Genomic DNA, 23,810 nt, shown 5'->3' with positions numbered 1-23,810 from the left:
AGGTGCGGTTAAATGGAAGACAGGATCCTGTCCTGGCTCTACCGTTTTGGCGGTAATTTATTGAAGTCTCATCAGGAAGAGGCCGTATCGCCAGACCTTATTCTTATACTCAGATCATCCGCCAGCGTTTGTGCCGATTTGAAATCCAGAGCCCCTTCGTAAATAGCGCGACCCGTGATTGCGCCCATGATGCCTTCCAACTCAATCTCGCAGAGCGCTTTGATGTCGTCCAGATTGGTGATGCCGCCACTGGCAATGACCGGAATAGTGAGCGCCCGGGCGAGTTCCACCGTGGCTTCGATATTGACACCGCTGAGCATGCCGTCTCGTCCGATATCTGTGTAGATGATCGCTTCGACACCATAATCCTCGAATTTTTTTGCAAGATCCACCACGTCGTGGCCGGTGACCTTGGACCAGCCGTTAACGGCCACCTTGCCCTCCTTGGCATCCAGCCCCACCATGATATGACCGGGAAAAGCGTTACAAGCGTCATGCAGAAACCCTGGCGTCTTCACCGCCGCGGTGCCGATGATGATATAGGTAATGCCATCGTCGAGATAACGTTCGATAGTTTCAAGATCGCGTATGCCGCCGCCAAGCTGGGTCGGGATCTCGTCACCGATGGCTTCGACGATGTCACGAATGGCCAGTTCATTCTTTGGTCTGCCGGCAAACGCACCGTTGAGATCCACCAGATGCAGTCGCCGCGCACCCTGATCCAGCCAATGCCTGGCCATGGCGCCGGGATTTTCCGAGAACACTGTGACGTCTTCCATTACACCTTGTTTCAGACGTACACACTGACCATCTTTCAGATCTATTGCGGGAATGATAAGCATTTTGAATCAGGATTTAAAAATATAGGATTGGGTTTGATATTCGTAGAGAAAGGTTTACATCCGTGCCTGACTATCCGCGCGCGAAGCGGGTTCCCATTGCACGAAGTTACGCAGCAGCGTCAACCCTGCTTCATGGCTTTTTTCCGGGTGAAACTGGACCGCAAAGATATTATCTTTTGCCACCGCGCAAGTAAACGCAAAAGGATAAAGACTATAGGCCGCCGCCGGCTCCGGGCTGGTGGTCTCAACGTAATAGCTGTGTACAAAATAAAAGCGAGCGTCGTTGGGGATGCCTTCCCACAAGGGGTGATCGATAGCCTGATGTACCTGGTTCCAGCCCATGTGCGGCACTTTGAGTTTTTGTCCATCTGCATCCACCATCGCCGTGGGAGGAAAGCGCAATACCTTGCCGGATACGATACCCAGACCTTTTACATTGCCTTCCTCGCTGCTTTCGAACAACATTTGCAGGCCTATGCAAATACCGAGAAACGGTTTATTGATGGCGGCATCCAGCACCGCCTCGCGCAATCCGCGTGCATCCAGTTCGCGCAGGCAGTCGGGCATCGCGCCCTGACCGGGTACTACCACACGATTGGCTTTCCGTACCACCTCCGGGTCGCCGGTAATGACAATGGAGGCATCCGGGGCTACATGCTCCAGAGCTTTGGACACCGAGCGCAAGTTACCCATGCCGTAATCAACGATTGCAATATCAGTCATGTGGTGCCCATACCGTGCCAATGAGAAGGAGTGAGGACGCTACAAAGAGCCTTTGGTGGATGGAATGATTCCTGCCGCACGGGGATCGGGTTCCATCGCCATGCGCAACGCGCGGCCAAACGCTTTGAATACGGTTTCCGCCTGATGATGGGCATTGCGTCCCGATAGATTGTCGATGTGCAGCGTCACCATGGCATGGTTGACAAAGCCCTGGAAAAATTCATTTATCAAATCAACGTCAAATTCGCCGATGCGTGCGCGGGCAAACTCAATGTTGAGTTCCAGTCCGGGGCGTCCCGAGAAATCCACCACCACGCGTGACAATGCTTCGTCCAGCGGTACATAAGCGTGGCCGTAACGACGCAAACCTTTCTTGTCCTCGATAGCCTGTGCGAGTGCCTGTCCAAGGGTGATGCCAATATCTTCCACGGTGTGATGGGCATCGATGTGCAGATCTCCCTTGGCAGCAATCTCCAAGTCTATCATGCCATGACGCGCCACCTGATCCAGCATATGGTCGAGAAATGGCACACCGGTATCCAGTACTGCCTTGCCGGTTCCATCCAGATCGACTTTGACGCTGATCTGGGTTTCCAGGGTATTACGGGTGACTTGGGCCTGACGCATGGGGGTAATTTAGTTGCTGGGGTTCTTAAGTGAGAGCTGTCTTAAGTGAGATTTGTCTTAAGCGAGGCCTGTAGCGCTTCCAAAAATTGCACGTTTTCAGCAGGTGTTCCCACTGTCACGCGCAGGCAGTTTTTCAATAACGGATGGGAACCATCAAGATTCTTGATCAAGATGCCGTGCTTTTTAAGCTCCTGAAACACTTTACCGGCTTTATGCCCTTGGGTCATGCGGAACAGGATAAAATTCGCATCCGTCGGAAAAACCTCAACACCATCCAGCGCCACCAGACGTTTACTCATCACCGTCCGTTCTGTCTTGATCGCTTCGGCCTGTTGCAGCAGGATACCAGGATACTGTAATACTTTTTCCGCAATCAACTGAGTGAAGATTCCTGCATTATACGGCAAACGCAGCTTTTCAAGCTGACTCAACCATTCCGGTCTTCCGGCCAGGAGTCCCAACCTTAAACCAGCCAGTCCCAGCTTGGAAAGGGTGCGCATCAACAGCAGATTGGGGTACTGCACCAGCTTATCCATAAAACTTGCATCGGCGAAAGCATGGTAGGCTTCATCCACCACGACTACGCCGGGAGCAGCTTCAATAATACGCGAGACTGCGTCGGCGTCAAACAGGTTGCCAGTGGGGTTATTAGGATAAGCAATAAAAATAACCGCTGGCTGTTGCCGCGCGATGGCGGTCAGCATCGCGTCCACATCGAGTGAAAAATCGGCTCTCAGCGGCACGCCCGCATAACCCATTCCTGTGAAAGTGGCAATCATACGGAACATGACGAATGCGGGCTCGACACTCATCAATATTGCTCCAGGTCTGGCAAAAGCCAAGGCGATAATCTGGATGATCTCGTCCGAACCATTGCCCAGCATGATGTCCATCCCGTCGGGAATCGCCAGCGCTTCCCGCAGCGCGGCCTTGAGCGAAGCAGCACCCGCATCGGGATAGCGATTGATCGGTGCACTGGCCGCAAGCTGTGCGATTTCCTCCCTTAGTTCCGGCGGCAGCGTGTAGGGATTCTCCATCGCATCCAGTTTCACCATGCCGCTTGCAGGTGGCACGTGATAGGCGGACAGCGCGAGAATTTCGGGGCGGATAACCTGATCAGGCGATCTGGACATTTTTTAATCTTGTATGTCAGTCCTGTTCATGAATCGATATTCCGCCGACATCGCATGGGCTTGCAGACCTTCTCCATGGGCCAGGATTGAAGCAATCGCGCCGAGCTTTGCTGCGCCTTGCTCCGACACCTGGATGAGGCTGCTGCGTTTCTGGAAATCATACACGCCCAATGGTGATGAAAAGCGCGCGGTACGGGAAGTAGGCAGCACATGATTGGGGCCGGCGCAGTAATCACCAAGTGCCTCGGAAGTGTAGCGCCCCAGGAAAATCGCACCGGCATGGTTGATTTTATCCACCCACTTTTCCGGCTGTTCGACTGATAACTCCAGGTGCTCCGGTGCCACGTGATTCGCGATGGCACAGGCTTCATCCAGGTCTTTTACCTGAATCAGGGCACCGCGATTTTCCAGCGAGGCACGGATAACTGCCTTGCGTGGCATTGTTTCCAGCTGTCGTGCAATACTTTCCACCACTGCGTCGATAAAAGCAGCGTCGGGAGAAAGCAGGATTGCCTGGGCCAGCTCATCATGTTCTGCTTGCGAAAACAGATCCATAGCAATCCAGTCAGGATCGGTCTTGCCATCGCAAATCACCAGGATTTCGGATGGGCCCGCTACCATATCGATGCCTACTACGCCAAATACGCGGCGCTTGGCCGCCGCCACATACTCATTGCCTGGCCCGACGATCTTGTCCACGCGCGGCACAGTTCCGGTGCCGTAGGCCAATGCCCCGACAGCCTGAGCGCCGCCAATGGTAAACAGCCGGTCCACCTCGCAAATCGCGGCTGCAGCCAGTACCAGATTATTTTTTTCTCCACCGGGAGTGGGTGTCACCATGATAAGTTCGCTGACCCCCGCTACCTTGGCGGGAATTGCGTTCATCAACACCGACGAAGGATAGGATGCCTTGCCGCCGGGAACATATAACCCGACGCGGCTGAGAGGGGTTATTTTCTGGCCCAGCAGCGTACCGTCAGGTTCCGTATAACTCCAGGACTGGGCCAACTGCTTTTCGTGGTAGGCGCGTACCCGTACGGCAGCCTGTTCCAGCGCATTACGTTGATTCGCGGGCAGACCCTGCAGAGCCTGCTTCAAGGAGCTCCGGGGCAACTCAAGCTCCGCCACCGAGTTTGCGTCCAGATGGTCGAAGCGGTGCGTGTATTCCAGCAGCGCTTCATCACCGCGCTTTTTGATATCCTTGAGAATGTCGGCAACTGTCACGTCTACCGCCGCATCGTGCGCGTCCTCAAAGGCCAGCAGTTTCTCCAACGCCGCATGGAAGCCGGCATCGGCGGAAGATAATTTCTTGATCTGAATCATAGGAAGGAATTATGGTTGTGCCGTTGTTTCTTCACATTGCGCGATTGCCGCTGAGAATGCATCCAGCATCGGTTGTATGGTCGCCCGTTTCAGTTTCAATGCCGCCTGGTTGATGATCAGCCGGGCCGAAATGGGCATGATCTCTTCCACCGCCTTAAGATGATTAGCCTTCAGCGTATTCCCACTGGAAACCAGATCGACAATTGCGTCCGCCAACCCTACCAGCGGCGCAAGCTCCATCGAGCCGTAGAGTTTGATGAGATCCACATGCATACCCTTTTCGGCGAAGTGCTCACGCGCTGTATGTAAGTACTTGGTCGCGACCCGCAGCCGCGCCCCCCGGCGTACAGCGGATTCGTAATCGAAGTCGTCGCGTACCGCCACCATCATGCGGCAGCGGGCGATATGCAAATCCAGTGGCTGATAAAGCCCTGAACCGCCATGCTCCAGCAACACATCCTTGCCGGCGATACCCATATCCGCTGCGCCGTATTGCACATAAGTCGGCACGTCTGAAGCGCGCACGATAATAAGCCGTATGTTATCGCGATTGGTGGCGAGGATCAGCTTACGTGATGTCTCAGGGTCGTCCAGCGCGACAACACCCGCCGCTTTCAACAGCGGCGCGGTATCGTCAAAAATGCGGCCCTTGGAAAGGGCAATGGTGATGCTGGCCATAGGGAATCCGTAAAAAACCTATTTTACCCCAAAGCAGCTACACCAGGCTTGCTGAAGAACATTGAAAGATTCGGTGGCTATGCAAGATTTAAAAGGCCCCTGAACAAATCCGATGCGGAGTCCACTGTTAAAATAGTACTTGTTAATGATCAAGTTGGGTAATTCGATGTCGCTACGCTGCCACAAAGGGAGAAGGAAAGTGAAGGCCTGGGCGGCGGGAATGCAGCCTCACAGCCCAGTTTATATATGTATTGCCCGCTTATCCACTCCCAGTGCCGCTTCGTGCAAGACTTCCGACAATGAGGGATGGGCATGAACGATGCGCGCGATATCCTCGCTGCTGGCCGCGAATTCCATTGCCACCACCGCTTCGGCGATCATTTCGGAGACATAAGGGCCGATCATGTGGATGCCAAGGATGCAGTCGGTATTCGCGTCCGCGAGCACTTTGACGAAGCCACCTGTTTCACCCAGTGCGCGCGCACGTCCATTTGCCATGAAGGGAAATTGTCCCGCTTTATATTGAATACCCGCAGTTTTCAATTCCTGTTCAGTCTTGCCTACCCAGGCAATCTCGGGTGAGGTATAGATCACCCAGGGAATGGTGTCGAGATTCACGTGCCCAGCCCGACCCGCGATGGTTTCGGCTACCGCGACGCCTTCTTCGGACGCCTTATGCGCCAGCATTGGTCCGCGTACCACATCACCCACGGCATATATGTTCGGCAGATTGGTACGGCAATGGCTGTCCACCTCAATGTAACCGCGGCCATCCATTTTCAGCCCGACATTTTCCACACCCAGGCCAGTGGTGTTGGGAACCCGGCCGACCGCGACGATCAGTTTGTCGATTTCCAGTTGTTGTGCTTTGCCCTCGGCGTCCGCATATTCCACCGTGATGGCTTCCCCGGTTTTGATCCCGCTGATCTTGATACCTGTTTGTATTACCAACCCTGTTTCTTTGGCAAAGATTTTTTTTGCTTCCTTTGCCACTTGCTCGTCGGCGGCCATAAGAAATCCCGGTAGCGCTTCAAGGATGGTGACTTCCGAACCGAGCCGCCGCCACACGCTGCCCATTTCCAGGCCGATCACGCCCGCGCCAATCACGCCCAGCCGTTTTGGTGTTTCCGTCAGCGCCAATGCGCCGGCATTGTCCAGTATCCGCTCATTGTCCACCGGCGCAAACGGCAATTGGCGCGGTGTCGAACCCGTGGCGATGATGATATGTTTCGCCTCGACGGTGTCGACCTTATCCCCATTTTTCACTTCGATTTGCCAGAGCGTGTTGCCATCATCATATTTACTGCTCTTGAGCAATGAGCCACGTCCATTCATCGACGTCACCTTGTTTTTCTTGAGCAGCATGGCAACGCCGCCAGTGAAGGCCGCGACGATTTTATCCTTGCGGGACATCATTGTGGGAACATCCACGGACAGGCCTTCCACCTTGATCCCGTGCGCTGCGAATTTATGTGCGGCCCGCTCGTAATTCTCCGATGATTCCAGCAGCGCCTTGGAGGGAATGCAGCCGACGTTCAGGCAGGTGCCGCCGAGGCTGGCTTTGCCTAGGGGATTCTTCCACTCGTCTATGCAAACAGTATTAAGGCCCAGTTGGGCACAACGGATGGCCGCCACATAGCCGCCGGGACCGGCGCCGATTACCGCTACATCAAAAGATTGGGACATGCTGGCACTTTATAAAAAATAAAAAATAAAAAATGAACCATAAGAATACGGCTTCGCAAAAGTGAAACGTTACCGGCGCATCAGGTTTCCAGCAACGGACTCATCGGATATTCCAGCGCCTCTTTCATTGCCACCAGCGAAAGTACCGCTTCGCGCCCATCAATGATCCGGTGATCGTAAGAGAGAGCGAGGTAGGTCATCGGACGAATCACTACCTGGCCATTTTCGGCCACGGGACGATCCTTTGTCGCATGAATGCCAAGAATGGCGCTTTGCGGCGGGTTAATGATGGGTGTGGAGAGCATCGAGCCGAATACGCCGCCATTGGTAATTGAGAAGGTCCCACCTGTCAATTCTTCAATGGTCAGCTTGCCATCCATGGCGCGTTTGCCGAAATCGGCAATTTGCCGTTCAATCCCGGCCTGCGTTAAGGAATCGGCGTCGCGGATAATAGGGACCACCAGGCCGCGCGGACTGCTTACGGCAATACCAATATCGAAATAGCCGTGGTAGATGATATCGTTTCCATCCACCGAGGCGTTGACGATGGGGAATTTTTTCAGCGCAGCAACCGCCGCCTTGACAAAAAACGACGTGAGGCCGAGCTTGACGCCGTGCTCTTTCTCGAATTTATCTTTATAGCGGGCGCGCAAGTCCATGATCGCTTGCATATTGACTTCGTTGAATGTGGTCAGTATCGCGGCAGTGGATTGAGACTGCACGAGACGCTCGGCGATGCGCGCCCGTAACCGCGACATGGGCACCCGTTGCTCGGGCCGATCACCGCCAAGCGCGGGCACAGCTGTAACGGAAGGCGGCGGGGATAATGGGGCTGCGGGAGACGGTGAAGGCTTGCTTTTCATATGTGCCGCCACATCCTCCTTGGTGATACGGCCGTCACGCCCGCTGCCCTTGATCGAGCTGATTTCTTCGATTCCAAGGTTGGCCTGCGCCGCCAGATTCCGGGCGGCGGGCATCATCGCCGGGGCTGACGTTGCATCGGCGTCGGTGACTGGGGCAGGTTCCGTAGTCGATGATGCTGGCGAGGCAGATACGGCCGCAGGTGATGCCCCCGCAGCCTCGGTATCTATGGTGGCAATGATTTCACCCCCCCCCACCGTTGCTCCATCGTCCTTGATAATTTTGGCCAGTACTCCCGAGGCGGGTGCTGGCAATTCCAGTACGACTTTATCAGTTTCGATATCGATCAGATTTTCGTCGCGGTCAACATGTTCCCCCGCTTTCTTGTGCCAGGAAAGCAGCGTGGCTTCCGCCACCGATTCGGATAGCACCGGAACTTTGACTTCGACTAGCATGGACCAACCTCCTGGTTAAATTTTTTCGCGAAACGCCGCAGCCACCAATTCCTTCTGCTGGAAATTGTGCTTCGCCAGGTATCCCACCGCCGGGGACGCCGAGGACACACGCAATGCGTAGCCTAAAACCTGTTCCGGCCGTTTGTGCCGCATCAGGTAGTGCTGGATGCGGTGCCACGCTCCCTGGTTGCCAGGTTCTTCCTGGCACCAGAGGATATCTCTGGCCTGTGGATAGCGATCGATTTCAGTCTGAAAATCATCATGTGGAAACGGGTACAACTGCTCTATACGAATAATCGCGACATCTTCGATTTGATGCTCCCTGCGGTATGCCAACAGATCGTAATATACCTTGCCACAGCAGGCGATAATGCGACGTACATTATACGGATCAAGCTTCTGAGTTTCTGGAATCACATTCTGAAAATTACCATCGGCGAGTTCCGCAAGACTCGATATCGATTCCTTATGGCGCAGCAGACTCTTGGGACTCATGATGACAAGCGGTTTACGCAGCGGGCGGATCATCTGCCGTCGCAACACGTGGAACATCTGTGCCGGCGTGGAAGGAACGCACACCTGGATATTATATTCCGCACAGAGTTGCAGATAACGTTCCAGACGTGCCGAAGAGTGTTCCGGTCCTTGTCCTTCGTAGCCGTGCGGTAGCATCAATACCAGACCGCATAGCCGTCCCCACTTGGCCTCACCGGAAGCAATGAACTGATCTATTACTACCTGCGCGCCATTGGTGAAATCGCCAAATTGTGCTTCCCATACCACCAGTTCATCCGGTTCCGCGGTCGCGTAGCCGTATTCGAAACCGAGTACCGCTTCTTCCGACAATACGGAATCGATTATCACGAAATCCGGTTGTCCCGGCGCAATATGGCGCAATGGCACATAGGTGCCCTCATCCCATCGTTCCCGGTTCTGGTCATGCAGCACCGCATGACGGTGGAAGAAGGTTCCACGTCCCGAATCCTGGCCCGAAATGCGTATAGGGAAGCCATCTTTCAGAAGTGCTGCATAGGCGAGATTTTCGGCCATTCCCCAATCCAGCGGCAGTTTTCCTTCACCCATCAAGCGGCGGTCGGCGATAATCTTTTCCACACGCGAATGCAATTTGAATTTGGCGGGAATATCGGTCAGCCGTTCCGCCAGATTCCGTAATTCCGCTCCCGGCAATCCGGTCTTCACCTTTGCATTCCATTTGTCATTCTTCAAAAAAGGCGTCCAGTCCACCGCCTTGGGCGACTTGTACTCATAAAGGATGGTTTTGTTGGGATTGCGGCCCGCATCCATGTCGTCGCGATAGGCCTTTGCCATCTGCTCAGCCTCACCGGCATTGATGGTACCTTCCGCCTCCAATTTATTGGCATAGAGTTTACGCGTACCGGGATGGCGACTGATAATCTTGTACATCAATGGCTGGGTCACCATCGGTTCGTCCTGTTCGTTATGGCCGAGCGTACGGAAACAGACCATATCCACGACCACGTCCCGATGGAATTTCATCCGGAAATCAAGCGCGATTTCCGCCGCCATGATGACCGCTTCGGGATCGTCGCCATTGACGTGAAGAACCGGCGCCTCGATCATTTTTGATACATCGGTGCAATAGAGCGTGGAGCGGGCATCCCTCGGGTCAGAGGTTGTGAAACCAATCTGGTTATTGATGATGATATGCACTGTGCCGCCCGTACCATAACCGCGCGTCTGCGAGAGATTCAGGGTTTCCATCACCACACCTTGGGCGGAGTAGGCGGCATCGCCATGCAGCAGCACAGGCAACACCAGATTGCCTTCCCTGTCCTGCAAGCGGTGTTGACGGGCGCGTACCGAGCCCTCTACCACCGGGTTCACGATTTCCAGATGGGAGGGATTAAACGCCAATGTCAAGCGCATGATCCCGCCCGGCGTGGATACCGCCGAGGAAAAGCCCTGGTGATATTTGACGTCGCCTTCGGTCAGTTCTTGTGGTTGTTTGCCTTCGAATTCCTGGAACAGATCAGCGGGCACTTTACCCAACGTGTTGACCAACACGTTAAGCCGCGCGCGGTGCGCCATGCCGATGACTATCTGCTGCACGCCCATCTTGCCGGCGCGTTGCAGCAAGTTATCCAATAGTGGAATCAGGCTTTCGCCACCCTCGCCGGAGAAGCGTTTCTGGCCGACATAGCGTGTGTGCAGATACTTTTCCAGTCCTTCCGCCGCATTCAGGCGCTCCAGAATATGGCGCTTGTATTCAGCGGAGTAGTCGGGTTGGGCGCGCGGACCCTCAATGCGATTTTGTATCCAGCGTTTCTGTTCGGTATCGGTAATGTACATATATTCGACGCCGATACTGCCGCAATAGGTTTGTTGCAATACCTCAAGAATTTCCCGCAGCGAGGCACGGGCCGGACCGATCAGGGAACCCGTACCAAAAATAGTGTCCAGGTCTGATTCGGTTAATCCGTAGTGACCAGGATTGAGTTCGGCAATGTATGGTTTTTCTTGGTGTTTGAGGGGATCGAGATTGGCATGGCGCACGCCGAGAAAACGATAGGCATTGATTAACTGCAATACCGAAATCTGTTTTCGCTCCGAAGCAAAATCATCCTTGTCCGGTGCCGGTTCCCAGGCAGTATCCCGCATGCCTCGATATGAGCGCTCATTTGCCAGGCGGAAAAATGATTCAATTACCGGGCCATGCGGCACATCCTGGAAATCCCGCTCCAAAGCCGGTTTTGCCGCTGCGCGTAATTTATCAAAATAGTGATGCCATTCCGATGGAACTGATTCGGGATTTTGCAGATAATCTTCGTAAAGCCCTTCAATGAACGGCGCATTCGCGCCGAACAAGGGAGAATCTTCGAATAGCTGCTTTATCATGGGGCTGGATTCCATCGTTTGATAAACATCCACCAGCGTCAGATATGCCAGATCACTTGCGTAAAGCGATCGGCACTACATCCCGGGTGACCGCGCCGGTATAAAGCTGCCGCGGGCGTCCTATCTTGTAATCGGGATCGGAGATCATTTCACTCCACTGCGCAATCCACCCCACTGTGCGCGCCATGGTAAATATGGCGGTGAACATGGAGACGGGAATGCCCAATGCACGCTGCACGATGCCTGAGTAAAAATCGACATTGGGGTAGAGTTTCCGGGAAATAAAATACTCATCCTCCAGCGCGATTTTCTCCAATTTCAGCGCCAGCTTGAACAAACGGTCGTCATGCAGTCCCAGTTCGCTCAATACCTCATGGCAGGTTTCGCGCATCAATTTTGCGCGCGGGTCAAAATTCTTGTATACCCGGTGGCCAAAACCCACCAATCGGAAAGGGTCGTTTTTGTCTTTAGCACGATCAATATATTCACCGATGCGTGAATCATCGCCGATTTCTTCCAGCATATTGAGGCAGGCTTCATTTGCTCCGCCATGCGCGGGACCCCAGAGGCAGGCAATACCGGCGGAAATACAGGCAAACGGATTTGCACCGCTGGAACCCGCAAGCCGCACGGTGGAAGTAGAGGCATTCTGCTCGTGGTCGGCATGCAGAATCAGAATACGATCCAGTGCTCGCGCCAATACCGGGTTCGGTTTATATTCCTCGGCGGGCGTGGCGAACATCATGTGCATGAAATTTTCCGCATAATTAAGGTTATTACGCGGATAGATGAAAGGCTGGCCGATGTTGTATTTATAGGTCATTGCGGTAATAGTCGGCAATTTCGCTACCAGGCGAAATGCGGACAGCTCGCGGTGCGAGGCATCGGAAATATCCATCGCATCGTGATAAAACGCCGATAACGCACCGACCACTCCCACCATCACTGCCATGGGATGAGCATCGCGGCGGAACCCGGTGTAGAACCGCGCCAGTTGCTCATGCACCATCGTGTGTTCCTTGATAGTTTTGTCGAATGATACCTTCTCGTTTCTGGTCGGCAATTCTCCATTCATCAGCAAATAACATACTTCCATGAAGTCGCATCGCTTGGCCAACTGTTCGATCGGATATCCGCGATAAAGCAGAATGCCTTTGTCGCCATCGATAAAGGTTATTTTTGAACTACTGCTGGCGGTGGAAAGAAAGCCAGGATCATAAGTAAATACACCACTCTTGGCGTGCAGGGTGCGAATATCTACGACGTCCGGTCCCATACTTCCGGACATGATGGGAAACTCAAGCGGCTGACCGCCATTATCCAGATTGAGAGTCGCTTTACGTTTTTGCTCCATCTTGTTCTCCACTATTTCGTTATCCTTGTTTAAAACCGCGATGAAATTAAATCGTCTGCAAAAGGCGAAGTACAGGTTGCAGGCTTCTATCCTCCGCTTCTTTCCTCAATGCGATCATTTCCCACAAGTCATTGTCAGGGAGATCCAGCAAGGTTTCAAATTGCCGTAATTCTGTTTCGTCCAGCCGGGCGTAATGCTCATCCATAAAGTATTGCAGCACGATGTCAAGTTCCAGTAAACCTCGCCGGCACCGCCAGCGGGCACGTTCTTGTTCTTTCATCCTAAATCCGGCAGGTGTGGCGAACTCACCCTGAAGGGGAAGATCAAGTGACACAAAGAATCTATTCGAATCATCGCGCCGAACTTGAAAAATGAGTGAAAAATGAACGGTCAGCTGCCGGATTTTGGATCATACTGTTCTTTTTACCATCATGTCCTTGATCTTGCCAATAGCGCTGGTCGGATTTAGCCCCTTTGGGCATACATCCACGCAGTTCATGATGGAGTGGCAGCGGAACAGGCGATACGGATCTTCCAGATTATCCAGGCGCTCGGCGGTAGCCTGGTCGCGGCTATCAGCGAGGAAGCGATATGCCTGCAACAGTCCTGCCGGACCCACGAATTTATCAGGGTTCCACCAGAATGAAGGGCATGCGGTGGAGCAGCATGCGCACAGAATGCATTCATACAGTCCATCCAGTTCCGCTCGTTCTTGGGGCGATTGTAGCCGCTCGGTTTCCGGCGGCGGGTCATTATTGATGAGATAAGGCTTGATGGAATGATATTGCTTGAAGAATTGCGTCATGTCCACAATCAGGTCGCGTATCACCGGCAATCCTGGTAGCGGGCGTAATTCAACGGGCTCCTTCAGTCCAGCGACGGGTGTGATACACGCCAATCCGTTGCGGCCGTTAATATTCATCCCATCCGATCCACATACCCCTTCCCGGCAGGAGCGGCGCAGGCTCAAGCTGTCATCCACGGACTTGATACGTATTAGCGCATCCAGCAACATCTTGTCGGCCGGTTCCAGCGCAATATCGTAATCCTGCATATAAGGCTTTTCGTCCTTGTCGGGATCGAAGCGGTAGATTGAGAACCTCATGGCTGATTCCTTAATATATCCATCGTATAAATCCACCCCATGGATAGCTGCGATTTGCTAGCCAATTTCACTAGCCTCCATAGTGCGGGACGCTACCGGCTTCGCATCCCATATCTGGCTGGCATACTGCATTATGGTACGGTCACTGGAGAATTTACTCATATTGGCGACATTCAGGATCGCCTTGCGTACCCACTCCTCCTGATCCTGATAAGCAGCTTCCACTTTTCTCTGGCAATCGATATAAGACGCATAATCCGCCAGCAGCAAATATTGATCGCCATGCTGCAAAAGCGCATCCACGATAGGCTTAAAGCGGTCCGGCTCATCGGGTGAGAAAAACCCCGAGCCGATCATGTCGAGCACCGCTCGCAATTCCGGATTGGCGTGGTAGAAATCCCATGGTTGATAGCCATTCGCTTTCGTCTTGGCAACTTCCGCCGCCGTGAGGCCGAATATGAAGATGTTATTCTCTCCGACTTCGCCGCCGATCTCGATATTGGCGCCATCCAGAGTGCCGATCGTGAGCGCGCCGTTCAATGCCAGCTTCATGTTTCCTGTACCGGAAGCTTCCGTACCCGCGGTGGAAATCTGCTCCGAGAGATCCGCCGCTGGAATCATCTCTTCCGCGGCTGATACGTCGTAATTGGGCATAAACACCACTTTCAAATAGCTGGATACCTGAGGGTCATTATTAACAATGTCGGCGATATCGTTAATAAGTTTAATGATGAGCTTGGCCTTGACATAACCGGGCGCCGCCTTGCCTCCAAAAATTACGGTACGCGATACATACTCCGCGTTTGGGTTATGGCGAATGCGGTTATACAGGGTCACCACATGCAGCACGTTGAGCAGTTGCCGCTTGTATTCGTGGATCCGCTTGATCTGGACATCGAACAGCGAATCGGGGCTGATATCAATGTTGAGCTTTTGCTTCAGCATGGCAACCAACCGCTCCTTATCCGCCCGCTTCACAGCGGCGAACTCCTTGCGAAAAGATGCATCATCGACAAGGGGAATTAATTGCTTCAGCTGGCTCAAGTCCTTGACCCAGCCGGAACCGATGCGCGAAGTAATGAGTTCGGCTAAACGCCGGTTGGCCTGGTTCAGCCAGCGGCGTGGCGTGATACCGTTGGTTATATTGATGATTTTACCGGGGAAGAAAACATCGAAGTCCGAAAATATGGTCTGCTTCATCAGTTCGGTATGAATTTGCGCTACCCCGTTCACCTTGTGGCTGCCGACGATGGCCAAATGAGCCATGCGGATTCGTTTTTCTCCTGACTCATCTATGATGGACATGCGGCGCAATATCCCGGTATCGCCGGGGTATCGGTGCATCACATCTTTCAAGAACCGGCGGTTGATTTCATAGATGATTTGTAAATGGCGAGGCAGGACACTCTCGAACAGGGCAACTGTCCAGGTTTCGAGTGCCTCGGGCATCAGCGTGTGGTTGGTATAGGCAAAAGTACGCGTAGTAATATCCCACGCTTTCTCCCAATCCAGATGGTGCAAATCCACCAGCACACGCATCAGTTCGGGGATGGCAATGGCGGGATGTGTGTCGTTCAACTGGATCGCGACCTTGTCGGGCAAGGCATCGAAATTGCTTTGGTATTTGTTGTAACGATATAGGATGTCATGCAGTGAAGCACACACGAAGAAGTATTGTTGCTTCAGGCGCAGTTCGCGTCCCATCGTGGTCGTGTCGTCGGGGTACAGCACCTTGGATAGATTTTCGGAATCGTTCTTATCCTCTACTGCCTTGACATAGTTACCCTCGTTGAAGTAACGCAGTTCGAAATCGCGCGTTGCCTTGGCCGACCAGAGGCGCATGTTGTTGACGGTGTGGGTACCGTAGCCTGGAATAGGGGTGTCAAAAGCCATGGCCATTACATCGTCGGTATCTATCCAGTGGTAATGCGCCACACCTTGCTCATCCGGGTATTGAACCGCACGGCCGTGAAATTTAACTTGATATAGCACTTCCGGACGGGGAAATTCCCAGGGATTGCCATAGCGCAGCCAGTTATCCGGATGTTCGACTTGCCTGCCATCCTCGATGCGCTGGGCGAACATGCCATACTCGTAACGGATGCCGTAGCCGTAGCCGGGAAGGTCGAGCGTTGCCATGGAATCGAGGAAGCAGGCGGCAAGCCGCCCCAAGCCGCCATTTCCAAGCGCAGCATCCGGCTCTATTTCACGCACGCTGTCCAGATTGATTCCCAACTCGTTAAGCGCCTCACGGAATTGCTGATCAAAACCCAGATTGTGCACGCTATTCATCAGCGTGCGTCCCATCAAAAATTCCAGTGAAAAATAGTAAATCCGCTTTACATCATTGATGTAATAGCTGCGCATGGTTTCCATCCAGCGGTCGATCAAGCGATTGCGCACCAAATACGCCGCGGCGAAGAACCTGTCGCGGTCGGTGGCGGTAATGGTGTCTTTGCCGACCGAATAGGTCAGGCAGTTGGAAAGAGACTGCTTGATCGAGTTCGCGTCGAAACCGATTTTTTCGTGCTCAAAAATAGATTTTTGCAAAGAATCAGTCATGATTTATCCCGTCAAGTTTATGAAACGGTAATCAATACGCCTGCAAATCAGCGCCCTCCGGATTCAATGAATGGCGCCAGAACTGCCCCTCACCATCAAACAGGCGATAGGTGCCACGCGGCCCCCAGGTGCCGGCCTGGTAGCCATTGATAAAATCGCGTTCCATTGCCCACACCTTGATAATAGGATCCACCGCGCGCCAGGCCCATTCCACTTCATCGATGCGCAGAAACAGTGAATGATCGCCTTGCATCACATCCAGCAGCAAACCTTCGTAGGCATCGTAATCCTCTTCGCTGGCCTTGCGATAGGTCGCATCCAGACTGATGGTGCGTGTATGCAAGTCCAGTCCCGGCACCTTGACTTGAACTTCCATCCTCAGGCAGTCATTGGGTTGAATGCCGAGCATAATCCAATTCGGGTGCGATGCTTCGCGAAGCGCATGGCGTAGCAAATCCTGTGGCGGCCTTTTGAAGCGGATACAAATCGCCGAACTATTTTCCACCATGCGCTTGCCGGTGCGCAGATAGAAGGGCACGCCGGCCCACCGCCAGTTGTCTAGATACAGTTTCAGCGCCGCATAGGTCTCGGTGGAACTATCCGGCGCCACGCCTGATTCGTCCAGGTACCCGGGAACGTGCTTGCCATCAATGATGCCGCTGGTATATTGACCGCGGAATGCGTGGGCATGCACCGAATTTTGCGTGATCGGCCGTATCGCTTTCAGCACTTTCACTTTCTCATCCCGCAAGTGCTCGGCGGACACAGATACCGGCGGTTCCATCGCTACCAGAGCGAGCAACTGCAGCAAGTGACTCTGTATCATGTCGCGTAGCGCACCGGCTCCCTCATAATAATCCGCCCGTCCGTCAACACCGAGGGTTTCGGAATGGGTAATCTGCACATGGTCGATATAATGATTGTTCCATAATGGTTCCAGCAATATATTGGCGAAGCGAAATACCAGTACGTTCTGCACTGTGCCTTTACCGAGATAGTGGTCGATCCGGAAAATTTGCGGCTCGTTCAAGTGACGATACAGGCTACCCTGAAGGGTTTGCGCACTTAACAAGTCATAACCGAAAGGTTTCTCAATGACCACGCGGCACCAGCCTTTTTCCTGCTTGAGCAAGCCGATCACACCGAGTTTGTCGATAATCGCCGGGAATGCCGACGGACGCACCGCCATATAAAATACGATATTCGGGGGAAATTCCGGTGTTTCCTCCAATATTTTCTGTAATTTCAGATAGGCATCGCTGTCGCCGGGAGGGTTAGGATGGTAATGCAGACGTGCACGAAAACGCTCGAATGCCTGTTCGTCGAAACCCGTCGCAAATTTGGACCGGAGCATGCTGGCTACTTCCAAGATCCACTGCTCGCTGCTCCATGGCTCCAGGCTACATCCAAGTATCGCCATTTTTTCCGGCAGCCGTCCGGCGGTTTCGAGCCGGAACAACGCTGGGATCAATTTGCGCCGCGCCAAATCCCCGCTTGCCCCAAAAATCACTACAACACATGGTTCGATGGTTTGCATTTTTTTTCTCCCGTGCTCGGCGTGCGCCAATAATATCTAGATCCTATACATCAATAATTGAAGATTTTCTCATTAATATGTGATTTTCTCGTTAATAGGTTCTCGCTTTGGGTGGGAACGATTCCACCGTCAACGGTTTTAACCGCACCGGTTTGTAATCCAGACGCCGTCCTTCACTAAAAAATAAAGTGTGCTTCAGCCATTTATCGTCGTCCCGCTCTGGAAAGTCGTCACGAGCATGGGCGCCGCGGCTTTCAGTGCGCGCTTCAGCCGATACCATGGTGGCCACCGCCACTTCCACAAGGTTGTCGAGTTCCAGCGCTTCCACCCGGGCGGTATTGAAGACTCTGCTTTTATCTCCGATCCCGGTGTGCCTGGCACGCTCCGCCACTTCGTCAATTTTTGAAACACCCTGCTTGAGCATGTCTGCGAAACGAAATACGCCACAATGCGCCTGCATGGTTTTGCGTAGCGCATCGCTGACTTGAGCCACGCTTTCGCCATTCTTTTCACCATCCAGCCGTGCCAGTCGTGCGAGTGATTTATCGGCGGCATCCGCCGGTAATTGCTTGTGATGAGGGTTCTTTTTCAGTTCCTGGATAATCTGATTGCCCGCGGCTCGTCCGAACACCACGATATCGAGCAGCGAATTGGTACCCAGGCGATTGCCGCCATGCACGGAAACGCAAGCACACTCGCCTACGGCATAAAAGCCTTGCACCACTTCCTCGGGCCCGGTTTTGTAGGGCGCTACCACCTGCCCATAATAATTGGTGGGGATCCCTCCCATCATATAATGCGCGGTAGGCGCCACCGGAATTGGGTCACGGATCGGATCGGCGTGAGCAAACTTCATGGAAATTTCACGAATGCCCGGCAGCCGCGTCTTGATCACGTCCGCACCCAGATGATCGAGTTTCAGCAGCAGATGGTCTGCATCTCTGCCACAGCCGCGTCCTTCCTTGATTTCCGTAGTCAGGGCGCGCGATACGACATCGCGGCTGGCTAGATCCTTGGCGTGGGGGGCGTAGCGCTCCATGAAGCGCTCGCCATCCCTGTTAAGCAGATAGCCGCCCTCGCCACGTACCGCCTCGCTGATGAGTACGCCCACTCCATACACGCCGGTGGGATGGAATTGCCAGAATTCCATATCCTCCAGAGGTATGCCGGCGCGTGCCGCCATGCCGAGACCATCGCCGGTATTGATGAATGCATTGGTGCTGGCATGGAATATGCGCGCCCCACCGCCGGTGGCGAACAGGGTGGCCCGCGCCTGCAGCGCCATGACTTCGCCGGTTTCCATGTCCAGCGCCGTTATGCCACACACTTCGCCGTCTTCATCGCGGATCAGATCCAGCCCCATCCATTCAACAAAAAACTGAGTGTTGGCGCGCACGTTACGTTGATATAGCGTATGCAGCATGGCGTGGCCGGTGCGATCCGCCGCTGCGCACGAGCGCGTTGCCTGCGCGCCGCCAAAATTCTGCGATTGGCCGCCGAAGGGGCGCTGGTAAATTTTGCCGTTCTCCAGCCGGTCGAACGGCATGCCATAATGCTCCAGTTCATATACCACCTCGCTGGCCTGGCGGCACATGAACTCGATGGCATCCTGGTCGCCGAGATAATCAGACCCTTTCACTGTGTCGTACATGTGCCAGTGCCAGTTGTCTTCGGTGACATTCCCAAGCGCCGCGGCAATGCCGCCCTGTGCGGCCACTGTGTGGGATCGGGTGGGGAATACCTTGGATAATACCGCCACCTTGAGTCCTGCTTCCGATAATTGCAAGGCGGCACGCATGCCCGCACCGCCGGCGCCGACGATTACCGCATCAAATTTTCTTTTGGCTATCGCCACGTGAACTCCAAGGCCCACAGGATCTCTGCGGACCAGACGGTATAAAACAACAGGGACAATACGACCAATATCTGCAACGTCAGGCGGATGCCGGTAGCGTGAACATAGTCCATCAGGATATTACGCATGCCGATCCAGGCATGCCAGAACAGGCTGACAAGAAACAGGAAGGCGGCAATACGCATCCATCGGCCACTGAACAGCGATTTCCATGTGACGTAATCGTGTGACGGCGAAATCAGCAGTGCGACGACCAGACACAGGACAAAGGCGACCATCACCACGGCGGTCACGCGCTGCGTCAGCCAATCCCGCAGCCCGTAATGCGCACCGGTGACTATACGCTTCACCATATCAATAGCGAAATCAAGAAGGTGAGAATGATCCCCGCAGCCAGCACCACCTTGCTGGTCAATCGTGCCTGCTCTCGCGTGCCGCCATAATGCAGATCCAGTGCGAGGAAACGAATGCCCGCACAGAGATGATGCAGGAAGAACCACAACAGGAGAGTCAGTGCGGCTTTGGACAGGGAGCCGCTCACAAGAGCCCGAAATTGAGCGTAGCCTTGAGGAGAATTCAGCGTCATCTCCAGGCCGCAAAGGAGGAGAGGGATTCCCGGGAAAAATAGTAGCGCACCGCTTATGCGGTGCAGAACCGAAATCACAGCCGGGAGTGGCTGTTTGATTTCCATCAGATTAAGAAACTTGGGACGTGTTCTTTGCAATTTTTTACTTCCAAGGTGCCGGTCTCACCATCCACCAACTTAGTGTAGACCGTTATACTGAGCGATACAATATGAATACCGTACCAGTAAACCCTATAGTTAGTGGGGTTTAAGGCCGGATTTTAGTCCAGGATGAACTCCGAATGCTGCCTAAATTGACAGCAGGGTGGAATGTTTTTATAGTCCGGTGCGTTGAGCAACTATTAAAGGGTCTTCTGCGTCGCGCTGAGCATCAGGTTTCAGGATGGAGTAGAGGTCTGAGCCGAATTGCCTGTGGGTCATGTGGGTGATTGTTGTGTTCTGATTTTTGCTCATCCTTTGACAACCGTGCCGGGCGCATGGGAAATTGACTCAGAATTTCTTGTACCGGCAGTTTCCTACAGGAGCGCAAGAATGAAACCCCCCATTCGCATCGCCGTCACGGGTGCCGGCGGCCAGATCGGCTATAGTTTGTTGTTTCGCATTGCCGCGGGCGACATGCTTGGCAACGATCAGCCTGTTTTTCTGCAATTGCTCGACATACCCCAATTGTTGCCCTCGCTCAAAGGGGTCATGATGGAGCTGGAAGATTGTGCATTTCCGCTCCTGGCTGGCGTGATCGCTACTGATGACCCTAAAGCCGCTTTCCGAGACGTGGGTATCGCGTTGCTGGTGGGTGCCCGCCCGCGCAGCAAGGGCATGGAGCGTAAAGATCTGCTGGAAGCGAACGGCGCCATATTTACCATCCAGGGAAGGGCACTGGATGAGGCCGCCCGTCGTGACGTCAAAGTTCTGATAGTGGGCAATCCCGCCAATACCAATGCCTACATCGCGATGAAAAATGCGCCCGGCCTGAAGCCGGAAAATTTTTCGTCAATGATGCGGTTGGACCATAACCGCGCCCTGTCGCAAATTGCAGCTAAAGTTGGACAACCGGTTTCACGCCTCAGAAAAATAATTGTATGGGGCAACCATTCCGCTACACAATATCCCGACCTGGATCATGTTGAGATTGATGGCAACAAAATCTCTCTTCTTATCAACGATCCTGCATGGGTGGAAGACTATTTTATTCCCACCGTGCAAAAACGCGGTACCGTGGTGATCGAAGCGCGCGGTTTGTCGAGTGCCGCCAGCGCTGCGAATGCAGCCATTGATCATATGCGTGACTGGGTTTCTGGTACGCGGGAAAATGACTGGGTATCCATGGGTATCTCCTCGGACGGCAGCTATGGTATTCCCGAAGGCGTTATATACGGCTATCCCGTGACCTGCCGGGAGGGGATCTACAGAATCGTCCCTGACCTTGAGATAAGCGAATTCAGCAAAGCGAAAATGCAGGCGACCTACCAGGAATTGGTGGAAGAACGGGATTCTGTCAAGCATCTGCTTGGATAACTGTACTCGGTACTTGGTATCTTTCTGCTTCCATGATTATCTCCGCTGGTTTTCGTTTCCGCGCCGCGCTTGCCGCCGAGAAGCCCTTGCAAGTGGCGGGTTGCGTCAATGCGTATGCCGCACGCATGGCAGAGCGTACCGGCTTCAAGGCGATTTACCTTTCCGGTGCCGGGGTCGCGGCAGGTTCCCTGGGTCTTCCCGATCTCGCTATTTCGACGCTGGATGACGTATTGACAGATGTGCGCCGCATCACGGACATCACCGATCTGCCATTGCTGGTGGACGCGGATACCGGCTTCGGGGGCAGTGCTTTCAATATCGCTCGCACGGTGAAATCGCTGATCAAATCCGGGGCAGCGGCGATGCATATCGAGGATCAGGTGCAGGCCAAGCGCTGCGGCCACCGCCCGGGCAAGGCTATCGTCAGCCGTGAGGAAATGGTGGATCGCATCAAGGCCGCCGTGGATGCCAGGACCAATGCCGATTTTGTCGTCATGGCACGCACCGACGCCTTGGCGGTTGAAGGATTGCAAGCTGCCATAGACCGCATGAGCCGATATGTAGAGGCGGGCGCGGATATGGTTTTTCCCGAGGCCGTGACTGAATTGGGCATGTACCGGCAGTTCGCGGCCGCTGTGCAGGTTCCGATCCTCGCCAACATCACCGAGTTTGGCGTAACGCCTCTCTTTACAGTCGAGGAACTGGCCGAGTCGAACGTTTCCCTGGTGCTTTATCCGCTATCCGCATTTCGGGCGATGAATGCCGCTGCCCTCAACGTGTATCGGGCAATACGTAATGAGGGCTCGCAGAAAAATGTGATGGATACCATGCAGAGCCGTTCCGAGCTATACGAATTTCTCGATTACCATGTCTACGAGGAGAAGCTGAATAGTTTGTTTTTCCAATCTTCCAAAAAACCTGAAAATGAGTGAAGTTATCCAAAATCCTGGCTTGAAAGGTAAGAAATCCGTCACGCTATCAGGCGTAGTGGCAGGTAATACCGCCATCTGCAGCGTCGGGAGAACCGGCAATGATCTGCATTATCGCGGTTACGACATTCTGGACGTAGCCGATACCTGTGAATTCGAAGAAATTGCCTACCTTCTGATTCATGAAAAGCTGCCTACGCTGGCGGAGCTGGCTGCGTACAAAGAAAAACTGAGACGCCTGCGTGATCTTCCTGTCGGCCTTAAAACCGTACTGGAAACGATTCCCGTAACCGCGCATCCGATGGACGTCTTGCGCACTGGTGTCGCCGCGTTGGGCACGATGCTGCCGGAGGCGGAAAAACATACCGTCGAGGGCGCACGCGATCTGGCTGACCGGCTGCTGGCCTGCCTGGGACCTCTACTGCTTTACTGGTATCACTACTCTCATAACAATCGCCGGATTGACGTGGCAACCAGCGAAGATTCAATCGGTGGAAATTTTTTGAGCCTGCTGCATGGCAAACCGCCGCCGCAGAGTTGGGTGAAGGCGATGCATACCTCGCTGCTGCTATACGCCGAGCATGAGTTCAATGCTTCCACTTTTACCGCGCGTGTGATCGCCGGAACCGGCTCGGATTTTTATTCCTCCATCACCGGCGCCATCGGCGCACTGCGCGGATCGAAGCATGGTGGCGCCAATGAGGCCGCGTTCGATATCCAGAAGCGCTACGATACTCCGGATAAAGCTGAAGCCGATATCCGCTGCCGAGTGGCGGACAAGGAAATCATCATCGGGTTCGGCCATCCGGTTTACACCGTCTCCGACCCACGTAACCGGATCATACGGGAGGTAGCGAGACAACTCTCGGCAGAGGCAGGCGACATGAAAATGTTTGATGTTGCCGCAAGACTGGAAACGGTGATGTGGGATATCAAAAAAATGTTCCCCAACCTCGACTGGTTCTCAGCCGTGAGTTATCACATGATGGGGATACCGACGGCCATGTTTACACCACTGTTTGCGATTGCCCGCACCAGCGGCTGGGCGGCGCACATTATCGAGCAGCGCCTGGACAACAAGATTATCCGGCCGTCGGCGAATTACATCGGACCCGAGGATCGGGAGTTTGTTCCGATTTCGGCGCGCGCTTAGTCAAACTGG

At 53.8% G+C, this 23,810-nt stretch carries 20 protein-coding genes; 3 read left to right on the top strand and 17 right to left on the bottom strand.

The annotated features are described in order from the left end of the window. Positions 1 to 71: 71 nt before the first annotated feature. The 17 genes from hisA to sdhC all read right to left on the bottom strand — a co-directional run bounded on the left by hisA (position 72) and on the right by sdhC (position 20,342). The gene (gene hisA / locus BLO43_RS13710; RefSeq protein WP_074633683.1) at positions 72 to 842 is read right to left on the bottom strand and encodes a 1-(5-phosphoribosyl)-5-[(5-phosphoribosylamino)methylideneamino]imidazole-4-carboxamide isomerase; all 771 of its coding nucleotides are present in this window, start codon (positions 840 to 842) and stop codon (positions 72 to 74) included. 54 nt (positions 843 to 896) lie between these two features. Continuing rightward, positions 897 to 1,565, bottom strand: coding sequence for an imidazole glycerol phosphate synthase subunit HisH (hisH, locus tag BLO43_RS13705; protein ID WP_090907543.1), 669 nt, complete (start codon positions 1,563 to 1,565; stop codon positions 897 to 899). 39 nt (positions 1,566 to 1,604) lie between these two features. Further along, positions 1,605 to 2,192 (bottom strand): imidazoleglycerol-phosphate dehydratase HisB, encoded by a 588-nt coding sequence (hisB, locus tag BLO43_RS13700; RefSeq protein WP_090907542.1) that lies wholly within the window; start codon positions 2,190 to 2,192, stop codon positions 1,605 to 1,607. A gap of 41 nt (positions 2,193 to 2,233) precedes the next feature. Continuing rightward, entirely contained in the window at positions 2,234 to 3,325 is a 1,092-nt protein-coding gene (hisC, locus tag BLO43_RS13695; protein WP_090907541.1) for a histidinol-phosphate transaminase, read from the bottom strand. Between the two features lie 3 nt (positions 3,326 to 3,328). Beyond that, a complete protein-coding gene (hisD, locus tag BLO43_RS13690; RefSeq protein WP_175443965.1) occupies positions 3,329 to 4,648 on the bottom strand; it encodes a histidinol dehydrogenase in 1,320 nt (439 codons plus the stop codon). A 9-nt stretch (positions 4,649 to 4,657) separates the two neighbouring features. Further along, positions 4,658 to 5,326 carry an ATP phosphoribosyltransferase gene (gene hisG / locus BLO43_RS13685; RefSeq protein ID WP_090907540.1) on the bottom strand — a complete coding sequence of 223 codons (669 nt, stop codon included), beginning with the start codon at positions 5,324 to 5,326 and terminating at the stop codon, positions 4,658 to 4,660. A gap of 240 nt (positions 5,327 to 5,566) precedes the next feature. After that, entirely contained in the window at positions 5,567 to 7,012 is a 1,446-nt protein-coding gene (gene lpdA, locus BLO43_RS13680; protein WP_090907539.1) for a dihydrolipoyl dehydrogenase, read from the bottom strand. Between the two features lie 80 nt (positions 7,013 to 7,092). Next, positions 7,093 to 8,328, bottom strand: coding sequence for a 2-oxoglutarate dehydrogenase complex dihydrolipoyllysine-residue succinyltransferase (odhB, locus tag BLO43_RS13675; RefSeq protein WP_090907538.1), 1,236 nt, complete (start codon positions 8,326 to 8,328; stop codon positions 7,093 to 7,095). Between the two features lie 15 nt (positions 8,329 to 8,343). Continuing rightward, on the bottom strand, positions 8,344 to 11,205 hold the full coding sequence (locus BLO43_RS13670) for a 2-oxoglutarate dehydrogenase E1 component (protein ID WP_090907537.1): 2,862 nt from the start codon (positions 11,203 to 11,205) through the stop codon (positions 8,344 to 8,346). A gap of 52 nt (positions 11,206 to 11,257) precedes the next feature. Next, positions 11,258 to 12,559 (bottom strand): citrate synthase, encoded by a 1,302-nt coding sequence (gltA, locus tag BLO43_RS13665; protein ID WP_090907536.1) that lies wholly within the window; start codon positions 12,557 to 12,559, stop codon positions 11,258 to 11,260. A 46-nt stretch (positions 12,560 to 12,605) separates the two neighbouring features. Beyond that, positions 12,606 to 12,839, bottom strand: coding sequence for an FAD assembly factor SdhE (locus tag BLO43_RS13660; protein ID WP_090907535.1), 234 nt, complete (start codon positions 12,837 to 12,839; stop codon positions 12,606 to 12,608). A 129-nt stretch (positions 12,840 to 12,968) separates the two neighbouring features. Further along, positions 12,969 to 13,664 carry a succinate dehydrogenase iron-sulfur subunit gene (locus BLO43_RS13655; protein WP_090907534.1) on the bottom strand — a complete coding sequence of 232 codons (696 nt, stop codon included), beginning with the start codon at positions 13,662 to 13,664 and terminating at the stop codon, positions 12,969 to 12,971. A gap of 57 nt (positions 13,665 to 13,721) precedes the next feature. Then, positions 13,722 to 16,226 carry a glycogen/starch/alpha-glucan phosphorylase gene (locus BLO43_RS13650; protein WP_090907533.1) on the bottom strand — a complete coding sequence of 835 codons (2,505 nt, stop codon included), beginning with the start codon at positions 16,224 to 16,226 and terminating at the stop codon, positions 13,722 to 13,724. A gap of 31 nt (positions 16,227 to 16,257) precedes the next feature. Continuing rightward, positions 16,258 to 17,763: a glucose-6-phosphate dehydrogenase gene (zwf, locus tag BLO43_RS13645; protein WP_090907532.1), complete on the bottom strand. Its 1,506-nt coding sequence runs from the start codon at positions 17,761 to 17,763 to the stop codon at positions 16,258 to 16,260. A gap of 91 nt (positions 17,764 to 17,854) precedes the next feature. Then, complete coding sequence (gene sdhA, locus BLO43_RS13640) at positions 17,855 to 19,618, bottom strand: succinate dehydrogenase flavoprotein subunit (RefSeq protein ID WP_090907531.1); 1,764 nt, start codon at positions 19,616 to 19,618, stop codon at positions 17,855 to 17,857. Beyond that, positions 19,609 to 19,971, bottom strand: a complete 363-nt coding sequence (sdhD, locus tag BLO43_RS13635) for a succinate dehydrogenase, hydrophobic membrane anchor protein (RefSeq protein WP_090907530.1) — start codon at positions 19,969 to 19,971, stop codon at positions 19,609 to 19,611. Before sdhD ends, sdhA begins: the two co-directional genes overlap by 10 nt. Beyond that, complete coding sequence (gene sdhC / locus BLO43_RS13630) at positions 19,965 to 20,342, bottom strand: succinate dehydrogenase, cytochrome b556 subunit (RefSeq protein ID WP_090907529.1); 378 nt, start codon at positions 20,340 to 20,342, stop codon at positions 19,965 to 19,967. Before sdhC ends, sdhD begins: the two co-directional genes overlap by 7 nt. 393 nt (positions 20,343 to 20,735) lie before the next feature. Here sdhC and BLO43_RS13625 point away from each other — a divergent pair, with 393 nt between their 5' ends. The 3 genes from BLO43_RS13625 to prpC are packed head-to-tail and all read left to right on the top strand — an operon-like array spanning position 20,736 to position 23,801. Continuing rightward, positions 20,736 to 21,719 carry a malate dehydrogenase gene (locus tag BLO43_RS13625; RefSeq protein ID WP_090907528.1) on the top strand — a complete coding sequence of 328 codons (984 nt, stop codon included), beginning with the start codon at positions 20,736 to 20,738 and terminating at the stop codon, positions 21,717 to 21,719. Positions 21,720 to 21,751: 32 nt separating this feature from the next. Beyond that, positions 21,752 to 22,651, top strand: a complete 900-nt coding sequence (prpB, locus tag BLO43_RS13620; RefSeq protein ID WP_090907527.1) for a methylisocitrate lyase — start codon at positions 21,752 to 21,754, stop codon at positions 22,649 to 22,651. After that, positions 22,644 to 23,801, top strand: coding sequence for a bifunctional 2-methylcitrate synthase/citrate synthase (gene prpC, locus BLO43_RS13615; protein WP_090907526.1), 1,158 nt, complete (start codon positions 22,644 to 22,646; stop codon positions 23,799 to 23,801). The genes prpB and prpC overlap by 8 nt, the downstream gene beginning before the upstream one ends. Positions 23,802 to 23,810: the final 9 nt, after the last annotated feature.

It is taken from the genome of Nitrosospira sp. Nsp13 (assembly GCF_900101945.1).
In the GTDB taxonomy this organism is placed as follows: domain Bacteria; phylum Pseudomonadota; class Gammaproteobacteria; order Burkholderiales; family Nitrosomonadaceae; genus Nitrosospira; species Nitrosospira multiformis_D.
The sequence above is the reverse complement of the archived record's forward strand: the minus strand, read 5'-3'. Positions and strand labels throughout refer to the sequence as shown.